Origin of the sequence: Kribbella kalugense, from assembly GCF_004365875.1 — a bacterium.
GTDB lineage: Bacteria > Actinomycetota > Actinomycetes > Propionibacteriales > Kribbellaceae > Kribbella > Kribbella kalugense.
This window is the reverse complement of record NZ_SODF01000001.1, coordinates 2,998,441-3,014,164: the sequence shown is the minus strand read 5'-3', so window position 1 is coordinate 3,014,164 and position 15,724 is coordinate 2,998,441. Positions and strand designations below refer to the sequence as shown.

Below are 15,724 nucleotides of genomic sequence, written 5' to 3'. Positions count from 1 at the left end.
TCGCCACGCGGAAGCCGCTGACATCGTCGCCCGCTCGTTCGTAAGCTGCTGACCACACCGTCGCCCAGGTGGGGGAGAACCATGCGCACCAAGGTCCTGACTGCGATCCTCGCACTGCTCGCCGGCGCCCTTGTCACGCTGCCGGCCAACGCGGCCGCACCGGACGCGACCGTCGTACCGATCCAGGTGACCGGCCCGGCTGCGTCCCGGTTCAACCTGGTCGTGATGGGCGACGGGTACACCGCGGCCGAGCTGCCGAAGTTCCGCGAGCAGCTCGACAAGCACCTGAACATCCTCTGGAGCATCGAGCCGTTCAAGTCGTACCGGAACTACATCAACGTGTACGCCGTCGAGATCGCCTCCCCGGAGTCCGGTGTCGACTGCGATCCCGGCCTGAGCTCGCCGATGCGCGACACCCCACTGCGGATGGGCTTCTGGGGCGGCTGCAACCCGGGCAGCGTCCAGCGACTGCTGACGGTCAGCCAGGCGGCCGCGACGCAGTACGCCGACCTGGTGCCCGGCACCACCTCGTCCAACCGGCAGATCCTTGCTATCGGCAACAGCAACACGTACGGCGGGGCCGGCGGCACGTACGCCACCGCGTCCGGTGGTAATGCCCTGTCGGCCCTGATCACGCCGCATGAACTCGGCCACTCGCTGGGCGGACTGCAGGACGAGTACGACTACTACGCCCGCGGTGAGCGAGGAGCGCCGTACGACGGCCCCGAACCGTCGTCGATCCACCACACCTTGCTGACCGACCAGCAGATGCTCGACCAGCACACGAAGTGGTACCGCTGGCTGGGGGAGCCGTCGGAGTCCGGCGGAACCATCGGCCGGTACGAGGGCGGGATGTACGCCGGCTCGGGCGTCTGGCGACCCAGCGCGCACTCGATGATGAAGGCGCTCGGGTACTACTTCGACCAGGTCGCGCGGGAACGGATGACCCAGCGGCTCTCGGCCAAGGCGAACCTGTTCCAGGACAGCACCCCGGCCGGTCAGGTCGGCCCGAACCAGGTCGTCTGGCTGCAGACCCTGCATCCGCTCGACCACGAGCTCACCGTCTCCTGGACGTTGGACGGTACGACGCTGCCGACCGCGACGGCCCGTTTTGTCGATCTGTCCACGCTGAATCTGCCAACCGGGAAGCACACGCTGACCGCGACGATCGTGGACCCGACCGAGTTCATCCGCGATCCCTCGGTCCGCCCGACCGCCTCCCGGTCGTGGACCGTCGACCCGGCCCTCTCGGCGACTCCGGTTGAGCAGGCAGTCGAGTTCACCGGCTCCACGGCGACCGACCATCCGGTCAGCGCCGACGAGGTTGTCTACGCGGAGACCACCCAGTCCTCGACCGAGCAGCCGGCCGTCACCTGGCGGCTCGACGGCACCGTTGTACCGAACCCTGGCAACGACCGCGACCTCCACCTGCAGCCGTTGAAACTGACCGGCCGGCACACGCTGACCGCTCAGGCCGGCGCCGAGACGATCACCTGGGAGGTCGACGGCGTCGAGCCGGCCGTGACGACGACCATGTCGAAACCGTTGCTCACCGTTCAGAAGGCGAGCGGGCCCGAATACGTATACAACGATGCTTTCACGATGGGGCTCGCGGCAACGGACGACAGCCCGGGGTACGTCGTACCGGAGTTCCGGGTCGACGGTGACGGTTGGTACAACTACTTCGGCTGGCCGACGGACGCGTCCGCGCCGTTCAAGTTCACCGCCGAGGGGACCGAGATCGACCAGCTCGTGTACGGCAAGCTCGGCGTACCGCGGGTTGTGCCGTGGGACGACGTACCGCCGGGATATGGGCGTCACCAGGTCGAGTACCGCGCTGTCGATGCCACCGGCAACATCGGCAGCCCGCGCCGGTTCGCGGTCACGCTGCTGCATCCGGCGCCTGCCTGCACGACGACGATCAGTGGCACCCAAGGCCCGCTGTACGTCCGCTCTGGCGTCACCTGCCTGACCAACGCGACCGTCAACGGCCCTGTCCTGGTCACGGCCGGCGCATCGCTCGTGGCGACCGACAGCAGGGTGTCCGGTCCGGTCCGCGCCGATCAAGCCGCGGACCTGCAACTGCTGCGCTCCACCGTCGCCGGCCCCGTCAGCGCCGATCACGTCAGTCGAAGCGTGGTCGTCGTCGCGAGCACGATTCAGGGGCCGGTCTCGGTGATCAGCGGCTCGACCACGCAGCCTCCGGCCCTGGCCGGAAACACCGTCAACGGTCCGCTGACCTGCTCGGCCAACGCTCCGGCGCCGACCAATCTCGAGGCGCCGAACCGGGTGTCCGGGCCGCGTTCCGGGCAGTGCGCACGGCTGTGAGTCAGGCGGACATGGGCGTGAGTTTCGCCGACATGTTCGCGGCGGCGCTGGTCTCATAACTTTTCCAGTGCGGGGAGTTCCCGCCGTACTGGAGGAGTGAAATGAACGGACTGCGGGTGGCGTCCCTGATGGCGGCCACGATGATGACGGGCCTGGTGGCGGGGGTGTACGCGATCTACGCGAACGCCTTCATGCCCGGGCTGGCGAAGACCGACGACAAGACCTTTGTGGCGGCGTTCACGGCGGTCGACCGGGCGATCGTGAACCCGCTGTTCCTCGGCCTGGGATTCGTCGGCGCGCTGCTGTTCACGCTGCTCGCGGGTCTGCTCAACTTGAAGGAGAAGGCCACGCCGTGGATCGTGGCGGCGTTCGTCCTCTACCTGATCTCGATGATCGTCACGGTGGCGGTGAACGTCCCGCTGAACGACGCCCTGAAGGCCGCCGGCGACCCGGCGACGATCGACGTCGCGGCAGCCCGTGCGGCGTTCGACGAGGCGAAATGGGTGGCCTTCAACCTGGTCCGCACCATCCTCGCCCTGGTCTCCTTCGGCCTCCTCGGCTGGGCCCTCTACCTGACCGGCAAGTCGGCGACCCAGCCCTGAGCCTGCGACAATGCGGTCGTGGCACCAGTTCAAGCTCCGCCGTCGTCGCAGTTGCCCGCGGTCCAGAAGTTGCGGGTGAGGTTCGCCAAGCGCGGGCGGCTGCGATTCAGCTCACACCGCGACTTCCAGCGGGCCTTCGAGCGCGCCGTCCGGCGGGCCGAGCTGCCGGTGGCGTTCTCGCACGGTTTCAGCCCGCATCCGAAGATCTCGTACGCCGGTGCCGCGCCGACGGGAGCCGCCTCCGAGGCGGAGTACCTGGAGATATCGCTCACACATGAGCGGGACGCCGAGCAGGTCCGGGCCGCCCTGGACGAGGCGCTGCCGCCCGGCCTCGACGTACTCGAGGTGGTCGTCGCGGGGCCTGGCGGCCTGGCCGAGCGGCTGGAGGCCAGCGAGTGGCGGATCGCGTTGCCGGGTGTGGATGCCGCTGCCGCCGAGACGGCGGTGCAGGCGTTTCTCGGTCAGGCGGAGATTCTGGTCGAGCGCATGACCAAACGGGGAGTTCGCTCGTTCGACTGTCGGGCTGCTGTTCTCCGACTCACCGTCGCGAGTGAACCGGGGCCGGTTGAGACGTGTGCGATACTGCAAGTGGTGTTACAGCACGGAACCCCGGCTGTGAGACCCGACGACGTTCTCGCCGGCGTGCTCGAAGTAGCGACGCTTCCGGTGACGGGCCCGGCTCTTCTGACCAGGCTCGCCCAGGGCCCGCTGATCGCGGCAACCGGCACGGTGGACGACCCGCTCGCTCGTGACCGCGACGCCACCCAGGCGACCGCGACCGGCCAGGCGGACGACCACCAGACGCATACAGCGGAGGGCGACGCCGCCGCTCCCTCTGTGCCCTGAGCGCGGGCGGAGCGGATCCAGCAGGCTTCCGCCACACCGCGGCCCCAGGCAGTTTTTCTGGGCCGGGCGCGGCGAACCGTGACCGCCTTGTGGCCGCGCCGGACCCGTGACAGGGGTCGCAGGATGCGCCGGAAGGCTTGAGGAGACCCGCACTACATGCTCGACAACGAGCCGACCACCGAGGCAGCCGACACGGCTGCCACCGCCCAGCCAGCTGCCTCCACCCGCAGGACCGCGAAGAAGGCCCCGGCTGCCAGGAAGACCACCACGACGCGCAAGCGCACGGTGAAGGCCGCCGACGCGGTCCCGACCCAGTCCGACGCTCAGACCGCCGACCCGGTGCCGGCTGCCGACTCGGCGCCGGCGAAGAAGGCGGCCGCCAAGAAGGCCACCGCCGCGAAGAAGGCTCCGGCCAAGAAGGCCGCCGCGAAGACCGCGACCGCCCGGAAGGCCGCCAAGCGCGCCCCGGCGAAGACGACCGACCAGGAGATCTTCCCGCAATTCGTCCCCGACGACACGCCGGAAGCCTCGAACACCGCTGCGAACAACACGGCGAACACCGCCGCGAGTGCGCCCGCGAAGAAGACCACCCGCAAGCGCACCGCCAAGAAGGCGACCGCCGAGCCGGACCTCCTGACCGCCGACGCGCCGCTCACCGACGGCCCAGTCGCCGACGCGACCCCGAGCACGCCGGAAACCGCCGCCGAAGCCCCGGCCCGCAAGCGCAGCTCCCGCCGCCGCACCACCAAGACCACCGAGCCTGTCGACACCGCCAGCGCGCAGTCCGACGCGACCGCGACCGCCGACGCCCCCACGGACCGCTCCGCCTCCGGCACCTCCGCGGACCGCGCGGCGTCCTCCGACGCTCCGGCCGACGAGCCGAGCACCCGGCGTACCCGTAGGCGTGCCGCGGCCCCCGCCGCCGTGCTGTTCCAGGCACCGACCGGCACCGCGCAGGAAGCGCCTGCCCAGGCCGCCGCGACCAGCCCGGTCGAGGCCACCTCGGACGCGACCCCGGAGTCCGGGATCGACGAGCAGCCGACCGGCAACCGCCGTCGCCGGAGCCGCCGTAACCGCGACGCCGACGCCCGCGAGACCGAGCCGGCCGAAGAGACCACGGACGCCCAGCCGCAAGCCGCGACCGACGACACCACCGACAAGCCCGCCGGCCGTTCCAGCCGCCGGAACGCCCGCAAGACCGCCGAGGCCCCGGCCGCGATCGTCGACACCGACGAAGCGGACGCAGACCTGGAGGCCGAGGCGGACGACACAACCGACGTACAGGCCGAGGATGGCGAGGAAGGCAGCGAGGGCACCCGCCGTCGCCGTCGCCGCCGCGGAGGCCGTCGTCGCCGCAAGTCCGGTGACGGTGCCGACGACAGCGCCGACGACCAGTCCGACGACGAAGACGACGCCGAGACCCAGGACGTCGAGCCCGAAGCCGACGCATCCGACGACGCGGACAACGACGGTACGGCGGACTCCGACGAGGACGGCGAAGCCGGCAGCTCGTCCCGTCGTCGCCGCCGTCGTCGCCGCCGCAAGGGCGAGGACAGCGCGTCGTCCCCCGATGACCCCGACGAGACCGTCGTCCGGGTCCGGGAGCCGCGCAGTAAGGCCGTGAACAACGAGGTCACCGCGATCGAGGGTTCGACCCGCCTCGAGGCGAAGAAGCAGCGCCGCCGTGAGGGCCGCGCCGCCGGTCGCCGCCGGGCGCCGATCGTGACCGAGGCCGAGTTCCTGGCCCGGCGTGAGTCGGTCGACCGGACCATGGTGATCCGGTCCCGCGACGACGTCACGCAGATCGCGGTGTCCGAGGACAACGTCCTGGTCGAGCACTACGTCACCACCGCCGAGCAGACCTCGCTGATCGGCAACGTGTACCTCGGCCGGGTGCAGAACGTCCTGCCCAGCATGGAGGCCGCGTTCATCGATATCGGCAAGGGCCGCAACGCGGTGCTGTACGCCGGTGAGGTCGACTGGGCGACCCTTGGTGGTGCCAACGGTCCGCGCAAGATCGAGCAGGTGCTGAAGTCCGGTCAGGCAGTCCTGGTCCAGGTGACCAAGGACCCGATCGGCCACAAGGGCGCCCGGCTCACCAACCAGATCAGCCTGCCCGGCCGGTACGTCGTGTACGTCCCGCGCGGCGGCAACGGCGGCATCAGCCGCAAGCTGCCCGACACCGAGCGGAACCGGCTCAAGACGATCCTCAAGGACATCGTCCCCGACGAGGCCGGCGTGATCGTCCGGACCGCCGCCGAGGGTGCGTCGGAGGAGGAGCTGACCTCCGACGTCAGCCGCCTGCAGTCCGCCTGGGTCGAGATCGACAAGCTGTCCAAGAGCGGTCAGGCCCCGCAGTTGCTGTACGGCGAGCCCGATCTGCTGATCCGGGTCGTCCGGGACCTGTTCACCGAGGACTTCGCGAAGCTGGTCATCTCCGGAGACCGTGCGTACGAACAAGTCCGTGAGTACGTCGCGGGTGTCGCGCCGCACCTGGCGGATCGGGTCGAGAAGTGGAGCGGCGACGGCGACGTCTTCGCGAACTTCCGGATCGACGAGCAGATCAAGAAGGCGCTGGACCGCAAGGTCTGGCTGCCGTCGGGCGGTTCGCTGATCATCGACCGGACCGAGGCGATGACCGTCGTCGACGTGAACACCGGCAAGTTCACCGGCTCCGGCGGCAACCTCGAGGAGACCGTCACCAAGAACAACCTCGAGGCGGCCGAGGAGATCGTCCGGCAGCTCCGGCTCCGCGACATCGGCGGCATCATCGTGATCGACTTCATCGACATGGTGCTCGAGTCGAACCGCGATCTGGTACTGCGGCGCCTCGTCGAGTGCCTGGGCCGCGACCGGACCAAGCACCAGGTGGCCGAGGTCACCTCGCTCGGCCTGGTCCAGATGACCCGGAAGCGGATCGGCACCGGCCTGCTCGAGGCGTTCAGCGAGAACTGCGACCACTGCGGTGGCCGCGGGCTGATCCTGCACGACGAGCCGAAGGAGTCCCGCGGCCGCAACGGCCGCAACGGCCAGGGCAACAACGGCGGCAACAACAGCGGCAACGGGAACGGGAACGGCAGCAACGGCAACGGCCAGGAGCAGGCCAAGTCCGCGCAGGCGGAGGAGGGCGGCCGGAAGAGCTCGCGCCGCCGCCGGGGCAAGGGCCGTGGCGAGGACGAGACGTCCGAGACCACGGAGACCGCGCAGCACAGCGCCGACGCGGCCCATCGGCTGGCCCAGATCGCTGCCGCCTCCACGAAGAAGGACGAAGAGTCCGGTACGCCGGAACCGACCGGCTACCCGGTGTCCGCCGAAGCCGAGGAGCACGTGAGCCCGGAAGCCACCGGTTTCCCGGCCCCCGCGACCGCGGCCGACACGACGACGACCGTTGTCGCCGAGCCGGCTGAAGCCGACCCGGCGCAGAACGGCGCGACCAAGAGCACCCGACGCCGGCGCAGCAGCCGGAGCCGGAGCAAGACCGCTACCGAGGGTGACGCGACCGAACCCGCGGAACTCGTCACGACCGGTAGCTGACGCGATGTGATGTGGGTCCCTGGGCAGGCGGGGGAGTCAGTTTGACCCGTCTGTGAGGGGACCCGTAAACTTGAGCGTCGGCGCGCGTTTCCGCGTGCCATGTTTGTGTGGGCCGCCAGGTCTGTGCAGGCCCCGTAAGTTTTCCGAACCAGCAGAGAGTGAGATCCACGGTGTACGCGATCGTGCGCAGTGGCGGCACCCAGCAGAAGGTCGCCGTCGGCGATGTCATCGAGATCGACAGCCTGACCGACGCGGTGGGCGACACCGTGTCTCTGTCGGCGGTCCTGGTCGTCGATGGCGACACCGTGACGACCGATGCTGCGGCGCTGTCCAAGGTGGCCGTGTCGGCCGAGGTCCTGGGCCGCACCAAGGGCCCCAAGATCCACATCCTCAAGTACAAGAACAAGACCGGTTACCGCAAGCGCCAGGGGCACCGTCAGCACTACACCCAGGTCAAGGTCACCGCGATCGACGCGAAGAAGAAGTGAGCTGATCTGAGATGGCACACAAAAAGGGAGCAGCGTCGACCCGTAACGGTCGCGACTCCAACGCGCAGCGCCTCGGCGTGAAGCGGTTCGGCGGTCAGCTGGTCAACGCCGGCGAGATCATCGTTCGCCAGCGTGGCACCCACTTCCACCCGGGCAACCTGGTCGGCCGTGGCGGCGACGACACCCTGTTCGCGCTGGCCGAGGGCCACGTGGAGTTCGGCACCCGGCGCGGTCGCCGCGTCGTCAACATCGTCCCGGCCCCGGCGGAGTAACACCGCCACCCGGAACAGCAGCTCCATCGAGGGGCGGGTCGCGGAATACCGCGGACCCGCCCTTCTGCTGTGTATGTAGTACCCAACAGGAAGTAGAGAACACCGATGGCGATTCCCAGCTTTGTCGACCGGGTCACGGTGAATGTCACCGCGGGCCGCGGCGGAAACGGCTGCGCCTCGGTGCACCGGGAGAAGTTCAAGCCGCTCGGCGGTCCCGACGGCGGCAACGGCGGCGACGGCGGCAGCGTGATCCTGCGCGTCGACCCGGACGTGACCACGCTCGTCGACTACCACCGCTCCAGCCACCGCACCGCGACGAACGGTGCCCAGGGCAAGGGTGACCACCAGGCCGGCAGCAACGGCGGAGATGTCATCCTGCCGGTCCCCGACGGCACAGTGATCAGCGCGGCCAACGGCGTCGTACTCGCGGACCTCGTCGGCCCTGGAGCCGAGTTCGTTGCTGCGCAAGGCGGCAAGGGCGGACTCGGCAACGCGGCGCTGGCGAGCAGCGCGCGCAAGGCCCCCGGGTTCGCGCTGCTCGGTGAGGACGGTGAGGAGCGGACGCTCGTACTCGAGCTGAAGGTCGTCGCCGACATCGGCCTGGTCGGCTTCCCGAGTGCGGGCAAGTCCTCCCTGGTCGCCGCGATCAGCCGTGCTCGGCCGAAGATCGCCGACTACCCGTTCACCACCCTGATCCCGAACCTCGGCGTCGTGGTCGCGGGCGACGTCACCTTCACGGTGGCCGACGTACCCGGTCTGATCGAGGGTGCGAGCGAGGGCCGTGGACTTGGTCACGACTTCCTCCGGCATGTGGAGCGGTGCGCCGCGTTGGTGCACGTGATCGACTGTGCGACGTACGAGCCGGGCCGCGATCCGCTGAGCGATCTGGACACGATCGAGGCCGAGCTCGAGGCCCACGGTGGGCTCGAGGACCGGCCGCGACTCGTTGCCCTGAACAAGATCGACGTACCCGACGCTCGCGAGATCGCCGAGATGGTGCAGGCCGAGCTGGAGCAGCGCGGGCTGCGGGTGTTCCCGATTTCGACCGCTTCGCACGAGGGCCTGGAGGCCTTGAAGTTCGCGATGGCGGAGATCGTGGTACGACGGCGTGCCGAGCAGGAGAAGCCCGACACCACGCGGATCGTGATCCGGCCGCAGGTGCAGGGCGGGCCCGAGTTCAAGGTGAAGGAGCTGCCGAACGACGGCGGCTGGCTGATCCAGGGCGCGAAGCCCGAGCGCTGGGTCCGGCAGACCGACTTCGCGAACGCGGAGGCGACCGGCTACCTGGCCGACCGGCTGAACCGGCTCGGCGTCGAGAAGGAGCTGCTCGAGCGCGGCGCGGTCGAGGGCGATACGGTCGTCATCGGCGACGGGCCGAACGCGATCGTGTTCGACTTCGCGCCCGAGGTCCAGGCCGGTGCCGAGATCCTGGCCCGGCGTGGCGAGGACCACCGGCTCGAGGAGCCGCGTCCCGCGGTCCAGCGGCGGAGGACCAAGGACACCGAGTACCACGAGCAGCGGGCCACGGTGGACCGCTCGGAGTACAAGCAGGGCTGGGCCGAGGACGAGGTGGACCTGTCCCCGGCCGAGGCGAAACGAGCGGCGGAGAAGGCGGAGAAACTGGCGCGCAAGGAGGCGCGCGAGCTCGAAGCGCAGCAGGATCTCGACCAGAACGGTTGACCCATGAAGCAGCGCGCGGAGGTCGTCCAGGCCACGCGAATCGTCGTGAAGGTCGGTTCCTCATCGCTGACCCAGCGCGGCAAGATCGACCTCGAACGGCTCCGTCTGCTCGTCGACGCCATCGCGGCGCGACGGGTGGAGGGTGCCGAGGTCGTGCTCGTCTCCTCCGGTGCGATCGCAGCCGGCCTCACGCCGATGGGGCTGCGGTCGCGACCGCGCGACCTGGCCACGCAGCAGGCCGCTGCCTCCGTCGGTCAAGGGTTGTTGATGGCTCGCTACAACGATGCGTTCGCGGCGCACGGGCTGCGGGTCGGCCAGGTGCTGCTGACCGTCGATGACGTGACGCGGCGCAGCCACTACCGGAACGCGTACCGGACGTTCGCGCGGCTGCTCGAGCTCGGCGTCGTACCGATCGTGAACGAGAACGACACCGTCGCGACAACCGAGATCCGCTTCGGTGACAACGACCGGCTCGCGGCGCTGACGTCTCATCTGGTCCACGCCGATCTGTTGCTGCTGTTGTCCGACGTCGACGGCCTGTACGACGGGGATCCGCGCAAACCTGGTACGTCGATGGTCACCGAGATCCGCGGCGCCGCGGATCTCGAGCCGCTCGCGATCGGCAAGTCGGGCTCGTCCGGCGTCGGGACCGGCGGCATGCAGACCAAGGTCGAAGCGGCCGCAATCGCTACGGAGGCAGGGATTCCGGTCGTCCTGACATCGGCCGCGCGCGTCAGCGAGGCCCTTGGCGGCGAGCCTGTCGGCACCCTCTTCCACCCCACCGGCCGTCGTCAAAAGACCCGCCTGCTGTGGTTGGCGCACGCTACCTCTGGCCAAGGCGTACTGCGCTTGGACGAAGGAGCCGTTCGCGCCGTGACCCAACGCCGCGCGTCCCTCCTCCCGGCCGGAATATCTTCTGTAGAAGGCGTTTTCTCCGCCGGCGACCCGGTCGACCTCGTCTCGCCATCAGGTGTGACCGTCGCGCGCGGGCTGGTCAACTACGACGCCTCCGAGCTACCGGCACTCCTGGGCCGCTCCACCCGAGACCTGGCCCGCGAACTGGGCGCGGCATACGAACGCGAGGTCGTCCACCGCGACGATCTGGTGTTGTTGTGAAGAAGGTTGCCTGGGGTTTGCTGGCCGCGTGGCTCGTCCATGACTTGGAAGAACTTGCCACGATGCCGTCGTTCTCGCAGTCGGGTGACCTGCCGCAGCCGTTGGCGAAGGTGCTGCCGATGTCGCGCGGCGAGGCAGCTACAGCGATCGGTCTGACTGGTGTCGCGATGGCTGCGGCGTCCGCGGCTGGTGCGGCGACCGGTGGACGCAGCAAGTTCTTCCAGGCATCGCTGATGGGCTTCGGCTTGCACGCCGGCACGCACATTGCGCAGTCGGTCGCACTCCGCCGGTACACACCCGGGCTCGTCACCACGCCGCTCGTCGTCATCCCGTTCTCGATCTGGGCCTGGCGACGGCTGAAGGCGGACGGCGTACCGATCGCTCCGAGCGACCGCCGCCTTACGCTCGCTCTTGCTGCCGTCGTACCCGTTGCCCATGCCATCGCCCGCCTGCCGCGGCTGGGCTCCAGCGGACCTAGGATGAAGAAGTGAGCGAGATCATCGAGCTGGCACGGCGGGCGCGGGTTGCGTCGTACGCGCTGGCGGAGGCGTCCCGGGCGACCAAGGACGCGGCGCTGCACGCGATGGCTGCGGCGCTGCGCGAGAACACGGACACGATCGTCGCGGCCAACGCCAAGGACGTCGCAACGGCGCGCGAGGCCGGTACGCCGGAGTCGACGGTCGACCGCTTGGCGCTCAATCCCGCCCGAGTCGACGGGATGGCCGCGGGGCTCGAGCAGCTCGCGGGGCTGACGGACCCGGTCGGCGAGGTCGTTCGCGGGTACACGCTGCCGAACGGTCTCGAGCTGCGCCAGGTCCGCGTTCCGTTCGGCGTGGTCGGCATCATCTACGAGGCCCGGCCGAACGTGACAGCCGACGCCGCGGGCATCTGCCTCAAGTCCGGCAACGCGGTCCTACTGCGCGGTTCGTCCTCCGCGGCCGCGTCCAATGAAGCGATCATCGCAGTACTGCGGGATGCCGCCGAGTCGACCGGGTTGCCGGCGGACGTCGTACAGGGCGTACCGACCGACCGAGCCGCGGTGAAGGAGCTCATGCAGGCCCGCGGACTGGTCGACGTACTGATCCCGCGGGGCGGCGCCGGTCTGATCCAGACCGTCGTCGGCGAGTCGTCGGTGCCCGTAATCGAGACCGGCGTCGGCAACTGCCACGTGTACATCGACGCGGACGCGGACCTCGACCTGGGCCTCGAGATCCTCCTGAACTCCAAGACCCAACGCCCAAGCGTCTGCAACGCAGCCGAATCCTTGCTGGTCCATTCGGCGGTCGCCTCCGAGTTCCTCGCGCGCGCCCTCCCGGCCCTCGCCGCCGCCGGCGTGACCGTGCATGGCGACCCAACGGTAGTTGCCGCCAGCAAGAACACATCCGCAGCGACCGACGCCGACGAGCGAGGTGTTGTGGCCGCCACCGAGGAGGACTTCGGGACGGAGTACAACTCGCTGGACCTGTCGGCCGCGGTGGTGGAGTCGCTGGAGGACGCGGTACAACACATCCGCCGCTACAGCTCGGGTCACACCGAAGCGATCATCACCCGCTCACAAGCGGCAGCCCGCCGCTTCACGCAGGCAGTCGACTCGGCCGCGGTCGTGGTCAACGCCAGCACCCGCTTCACCGACGGCGGTGAGTTCGGCTTCGGCGCCGAAATCGGCATCTCCACCCAAAAACTCCACGCCCGAGGCCCCATGGGCCTCCCAGAAATGACCTCCACCAAGTACATCGTCATCGGCGAGGGCCAGATCCGAACCTGACCTCGATCAGCGCAGGAGCTGTCTTGCGTCCTTGATCTGCACGGCGGGCGGCTCGGTGCTCACCACTGCCAGAGCCGCCCGGTGATCCGGACCGACGTCCAGCTCCTGCATCTGAATCCCCGCCGGAACAGCCGCCTGCAGATCCCCCCGCAGCCCCTCACCCGTCGCCTTCAAGACGGCCTCCTTACGCGTCCAGTACGTCGTAAACGCCCGCACCTTCGCAATCCCGTCGTACCCGCTCAGCTCCCGCACTTCCTCAGCCGGCAACGCGATCCGGGCGACCCCGTCGACATCCACCCGCGGATCGACCTTCTCCACATCAAGCCCCACCGGCCGATCCCCGAACGCCACCCCCACCAGATCGCCCGAATGCGTGACCGACAACTCCACAGCCGCGGCGACCCGCACCTTCCCATGCGGTTTCCCGCACTCCGCGCAGGTCCGATCCAGCGAGACTTTTGCTGCCGGCAACGAAAGCCGGCGGCCCAGCACCCTGCGCGTGAGCGTCACCCCCAGCAGGAACCGATCCTTGTCCTCGTCCCGCACGTACGCGCCCAACCGCTCCCGCTCGACCGCGTCCAGATCCGCAACGAACTCCGCGCGCGCCTGACCGAGGCGAGCCCACCAGACCTCGACCAGAGCCCCCGCACCCGGGCCACCCCAGCCGGTCATGCCGGGCCTGGTGTCCAGGTGAGGGTGCCTTTGCTCAGGTCATGCAGGACGCCGTCGATCCACTTGGCCTCGGCGACAACCACCGCGATCTGGTACTCCGTCTCGAGCAGGGCGAACCGCGGAATCGGCTGCCCATCCACCTCCAGCTTGAGCTCCAGCTGGAGCTCACTGATCCGCTTCATCAGCTGCTCCCGCCGCTGAGTCAGCAGCTCGCCGGCGGTCTCCGGCGTCAGCAGCATCACGAACGACAACGCCGCCGGGAACTCCGGGAACTCGTTGCGTGGTGTCGTCAGGATCTCGGCCAGCCACTCCCGGGAGATCGTCCGGCCGTCGTCGGTCAGGTGGTAGACCGTGCGCTCCGGATACCGCTCGTCCCGCTCGGTGGCTCCGGCGGTCAGCAGCCCGGCCTCCTCCAGGCGCACGATCATCCGGTACAGGCTGGTCCGTTGTCCGACGTTGACGACCTGGTCCTTGCCCCATTGCTTGATCAGCCGCTGGATCCCGTAGGGATGCATCGGCCCGTTCTCCAGTAGGCCGAGGATCGCGAGCGCGAGCGGTGAGCGTCGAAACGTCATGCCGCCAGCTTAAGGGTTCAAAGATACTAGTTGCAATGCAACTAGACCTTATGTAACTATCGAGCCATGAAGACAGCAGAACTGACCCAAGGCACCGTGACTTCCCGCGACGGCACCGAGATCGGCTACTACAAGACCGGTCAGGGCCCGGCCGTCGTCGTGCTGCACGGCAGCATGGAGTCCGCCCGCAGCCACCGCCTCCTTGCCGAGGCGCTTGCCGACGAGTTCACCGTCTACCTCCCGGACCGCCGGGGCCGTGGCCTGTCAGGTCCGCATCGCCCCGACCACTCGGTCCGCACGGAGATCGAGGACCTGGAAGCAGTCCTGATCGCAGCCGGTGCAGACCGGGCGTTCGGCGTCAGCGCCGGGGGAGCGGTCGTCCTCGAAGCGGCCCGCACTCTCCCCGCCTTGCGGCAGATCGCGCTCTACGAGCCGGCGATCGTCGCCGACGGCGCTCCGCACCGCGCATGGCTCGCGCGCTTCGACCAGGAGATCGCGCGGGGTGACCTCGCCGCCGGGATGGTGACGAGCATGTTCGGCTTCGAGATGGCGCCGCCGTTCCTCAAGATCATGCCGCGCAGCCTTCTCCGCTGGATGACCGAGAAGATGATGGCCAAGGAGGAGCGCCAGGCCCCTGCGGGCGCGATCACCATGCGCCAACTGGCGCCGACGATCCACGCCGAAGGCGTCATCGTCGCCGAACTCGCAGGCACGTTCGACAGCTTCCGCGCCGTCGACGCCGACGTCCTGCTGCTGGGCGGCACCAAGGGTCTTCCCGGCCTGAAGCCCGGGCGCGCCACGCTGGAGCGGGTACTGCCGCATTGCCGGCGGATCGAGTTCGACGGTTTCGACCACGGCTCGTCCTCGGACCCCGGCGGCGTCAATCCGAGCGGCAGCGCCGACGCAGTACGACGTGTCGCCGCGGAGGTGAGAGCGTTCTTCAAGCAGTAGCGAGCGCCCAGTCGACCGCATCCGCAATGTCTGTCACGGGATACCGCACAGCCTGCACGACCCGATCGCTGCCGATCACCAGCACGACCCGCTTCAACCGCTCGTACCCACCGGCCCGGAACGTCGGCAACCGCAGGGCCGCCGCCAACTCCAGATCGACATCGGAGAGCAGCAGGTGTGGGATCTCCTCCGCCCGGGCGAACGCCCGCTGCTCATCCCCACGCTGCGTACTCACCCCACGAACCGCGATCCCCCCAGCGGCAAACTCGTCGTACCGACCACCAAAGAGCCGATTCTCCAACGTGCACCCACTGGCTCCGGCGATCGAGTCCCATCCATCCGGCAACGGAGTCGGCCGCCCCGTCGCCGGATACCCGAAGAGCACAGTCGCCCGCGCATCCCCGTCCACAACGTCAACCGTCGTACCCGCGGTCGACGGCAAAGCGACGTACGGCACCCGCTGACCAACCAACTCGTGCAACCGATGCGCCGGCGACTCATCCGCAGCATTGGTCCCGGTCAGCGACCCGTCCCCAAGCAGCCACCGATCGCCCCAGTCCTGCAACGCAACCAGCACCGGCAGCAGCGCTCGCCCGCGAGCCGTCAGCCGATAAGCGTGCCGAGTCGGCCGCTGCTGGTACGCCGACCGCTCGACGATCCCGCTGTCGTGCAGACCGTTGAGTCGCTCGGTCAGCACCTTCCGCGAGATGTGCAGCGACTCGGCGAGCTGGTCGAACCGTTCCAGACCGCGAGCCAGATCCCGGACGATCAGCAGTTCCCAGCCGTCGCCGATGACGCCGAGGGACTGCGCGATCGCACAGTCCGCCTCGGGCGAGAAGCTGCTCCGCCGCACGCTGCACTCCTTCGAATCCGGTTGCCACCACGCTAACCGGCC

Annotated in this window: 14 protein-coding genes; 11 read left to right on the top strand and 3 right to left on the bottom strand. The window is 69.2% G+C overall.

Features of this window, described 5'->3' with window-relative positions; all coding sequences use genetic code 11:
* Positions 1 to 81 precede the first annotated feature (81 nt).
* The 10 genes from EV650_RS14085 (at position 82) to EV650_RS14040 (ending at position 12,631) form a co-directional block, all read left to right on the top strand.
* Positions 82 to 2,328, top strand: a complete 2,247-nt coding sequence (locus tag EV650_RS14085) for a M64 family metallopeptidase (RefSeq protein ID WP_134119058.1) — start codon at positions 82 to 84, stop codon at positions 2,326 to 2,328.
* 101 nt (positions 2,329 to 2,429) lie between these two features.
* Entirely contained in the window at positions 2,430 to 2,930 is a 501-nt protein-coding gene (locus tag EV650_RS14080) for an anthrone oxygenase family protein (protein WP_134119056.1), read from the top strand.
* 18 nt (positions 2,931 to 2,948) lie between these two features.
* Positions 2,949 to 3,776, top strand: coding sequence for a TIGR03936 family radical SAM-associated protein (locus tag EV650_RS14075; RefSeq protein WP_134119054.1), 828 nt, complete (start codon positions 2,949 to 2,951; stop codon positions 3,774 to 3,776).
* 156 nt (positions 3,777 to 3,932) lie between these two features.
* Positions 3,933 to 7,310: an Rne/Rng family ribonuclease gene (locus EV650_RS14070; RefSeq protein ID WP_134119052.1), complete on the top strand. Its 3,378-nt coding sequence runs from the start codon at positions 3,933 to 3,935 to the stop codon at positions 7,308 to 7,310.
* A 170-nt stretch (positions 7,311 to 7,480) separates the two neighbouring features.
* A complete protein-coding gene (gene rplU, locus EV650_RS14065) occupies positions 7,481 to 7,798 on the top strand; it encodes a 50S ribosomal protein L21 (protein ID WP_134120071.1) in 318 nt (105 codons plus the stop codon).
* Positions 7,799 to 7,809: 11 nt separating this feature from the next.
* On the top strand, positions 7,810 to 8,070 hold the full coding sequence (rpmA, locus tag EV650_RS14060; RefSeq protein WP_112245816.1) for a 50S ribosomal protein L27: 261 nt from the start codon (positions 7,810 to 7,812) through the stop codon (positions 8,068 to 8,070).
* A 105-nt stretch (positions 8,071 to 8,175) separates the two neighbouring features.
* The gene (gene obgE / locus EV650_RS14055; protein ID WP_134119049.1) at positions 8,176 to 9,750 is read left to right on the top strand and encodes a GTPase ObgE; all 1,575 of its coding nucleotides are present in this window, start codon (positions 8,176 to 8,178) and stop codon (positions 9,748 to 9,750) included.
* Between the two features lie 3 nt (positions 9,751 to 9,753).
* On the top strand, positions 9,754 to 10,866 hold the full coding sequence (gene proB / locus EV650_RS14050) for a glutamate 5-kinase (protein WP_134119047.1): 1,113 nt from the start codon (positions 9,754 to 9,756) through the stop codon (positions 10,864 to 10,866).
* Complete coding sequence (locus tag EV650_RS14045; RefSeq protein ID WP_134119045.1) at positions 10,863 to 11,357, top strand: HXXEE domain-containing protein; 495 nt, start codon at positions 10,863 to 10,865, stop codon at positions 11,355 to 11,357. The genes proB and EV650_RS14045 overlap by 4 nt, the downstream gene beginning before the upstream one ends.
* Positions 11,354 to 12,631, top strand: coding sequence for a glutamate-5-semialdehyde dehydrogenase (locus EV650_RS14040; RefSeq protein WP_134119043.1), 1,278 nt, complete (start codon positions 11,354 to 11,356; stop codon positions 12,629 to 12,631). The genes EV650_RS14045 and EV650_RS14040 overlap by 4 nt, the downstream gene beginning before the upstream one ends.
* 6 nt (positions 12,632 to 12,637) lie before the next feature.
* Here the strand turns inward: EV650_RS14040 and EV650_RS14035 are convergent, their stop codons facing one another.
* Together EV650_RS14035 and EV650_RS14030 are read right to left on the bottom strand one after the other, a co-directional pair.
* Positions 12,638 to 13,303 carry a 4'-phosphopantetheinyl transferase family protein gene (locus EV650_RS14035; protein ID WP_134119041.1) on the bottom strand — a complete coding sequence of 222 codons (666 nt, stop codon included), beginning with the start codon at positions 13,301 to 13,303 and terminating at the stop codon, positions 12,638 to 12,640.
* Positions 13,300 to 13,878, bottom strand: a complete 579-nt coding sequence (locus EV650_RS14030) for a PadR family transcriptional regulator (RefSeq protein WP_134119039.1) — start codon at positions 13,876 to 13,878, stop codon at positions 13,300 to 13,302. Before EV650_RS14030 ends, EV650_RS14035 begins: the two co-directional genes overlap by 4 nt.
* Positions 13,879 to 13,944: 66 nt before the next feature.
* Between EV650_RS14030 and EV650_RS14025 the strand changes: the two genes are divergently transcribed.
* Positions 13,945 to 14,829 (top strand): alpha/beta fold hydrolase, encoded by an 885-nt coding sequence (locus tag EV650_RS14025; RefSeq protein WP_134119037.1) that lies wholly within the window; start codon positions 13,945 to 13,947, stop codon positions 14,827 to 14,829.
* Here EV650_RS14025 and EV650_RS14020 read toward each other — a convergent pair.
* A complete protein-coding gene (locus tag EV650_RS14020) occupies positions 14,819 to 15,682 on the bottom strand; it encodes a winged helix-turn-helix transcriptional regulator (RefSeq protein ID WP_134119035.1) in 864 nt (287 codons plus the stop codon). The genes EV650_RS14025 and EV650_RS14020 overlap by 11 nt on opposite strands.
* Positions 15,683 to 15,724: the final 42 nt, after the last annotated feature.

Bases quoted from the DNA above. Each gene is read 5' to 3' on its own strand.
- EV650_RS14085 (WP_134119058.1), top strand. From the start codon at position 82: ATGCGCACCAAGGTCCTGACTGCGATCCTCGCACTGCTCGCCGGCGCC.
- EV650_RS14080 (WP_134119056.1), top strand. From the start codon at position 2,430: ATGAACGGACTGCGGGTGGCGTCCCTGATGGCGGCCACGATGATGACG.
- EV650_RS14070 (WP_134119052.1), top strand. From the start codon at position 3,933: ATGCTCGACAACGAGCCGACCACCGAGGCAGCCGACACGGCTGCCACC.
- rpmA (WP_112245816.1), top strand. From the start codon at position 7,810: ATGGCACACAAAAAGGGAGCAGCGTCGACCCGTAACGGTCGCGACTCC.
- obgE (WP_134119049.1), top strand. From the start codon at position 8,176: ATGGCGATTCCCAGCTTTGTCGACCGGGTCACGGTGAATGTCACCGCG.
- proB (WP_134119047.1), top strand. From the start codon at position 9,754: ATGAAGCAGCGCGCGGAGGTCGTCCAGGCCACGCGAATCGTCGTGAAG.
- EV650_RS14035 (WP_134119041.1), bottom strand. From the start codon at position 13,303: ATGACCGGCTGGGGTGGCCCGGGTGCGGGGGCTCTGGTCGAGGTCTGG.
- EV650_RS14030 (WP_134119039.1), bottom strand. From the start codon at position 13,878: ATGACGTTTCGACGCTCACCGCTCGCGCTCGCGATCCTCGGCCTACTG.
- EV650_RS14025 (WP_134119037.1), top strand. From the start codon at position 13,945: ATGAAGACAGCAGAACTGACCCAAGGCACCGTGACTTCCCGCGACGGC.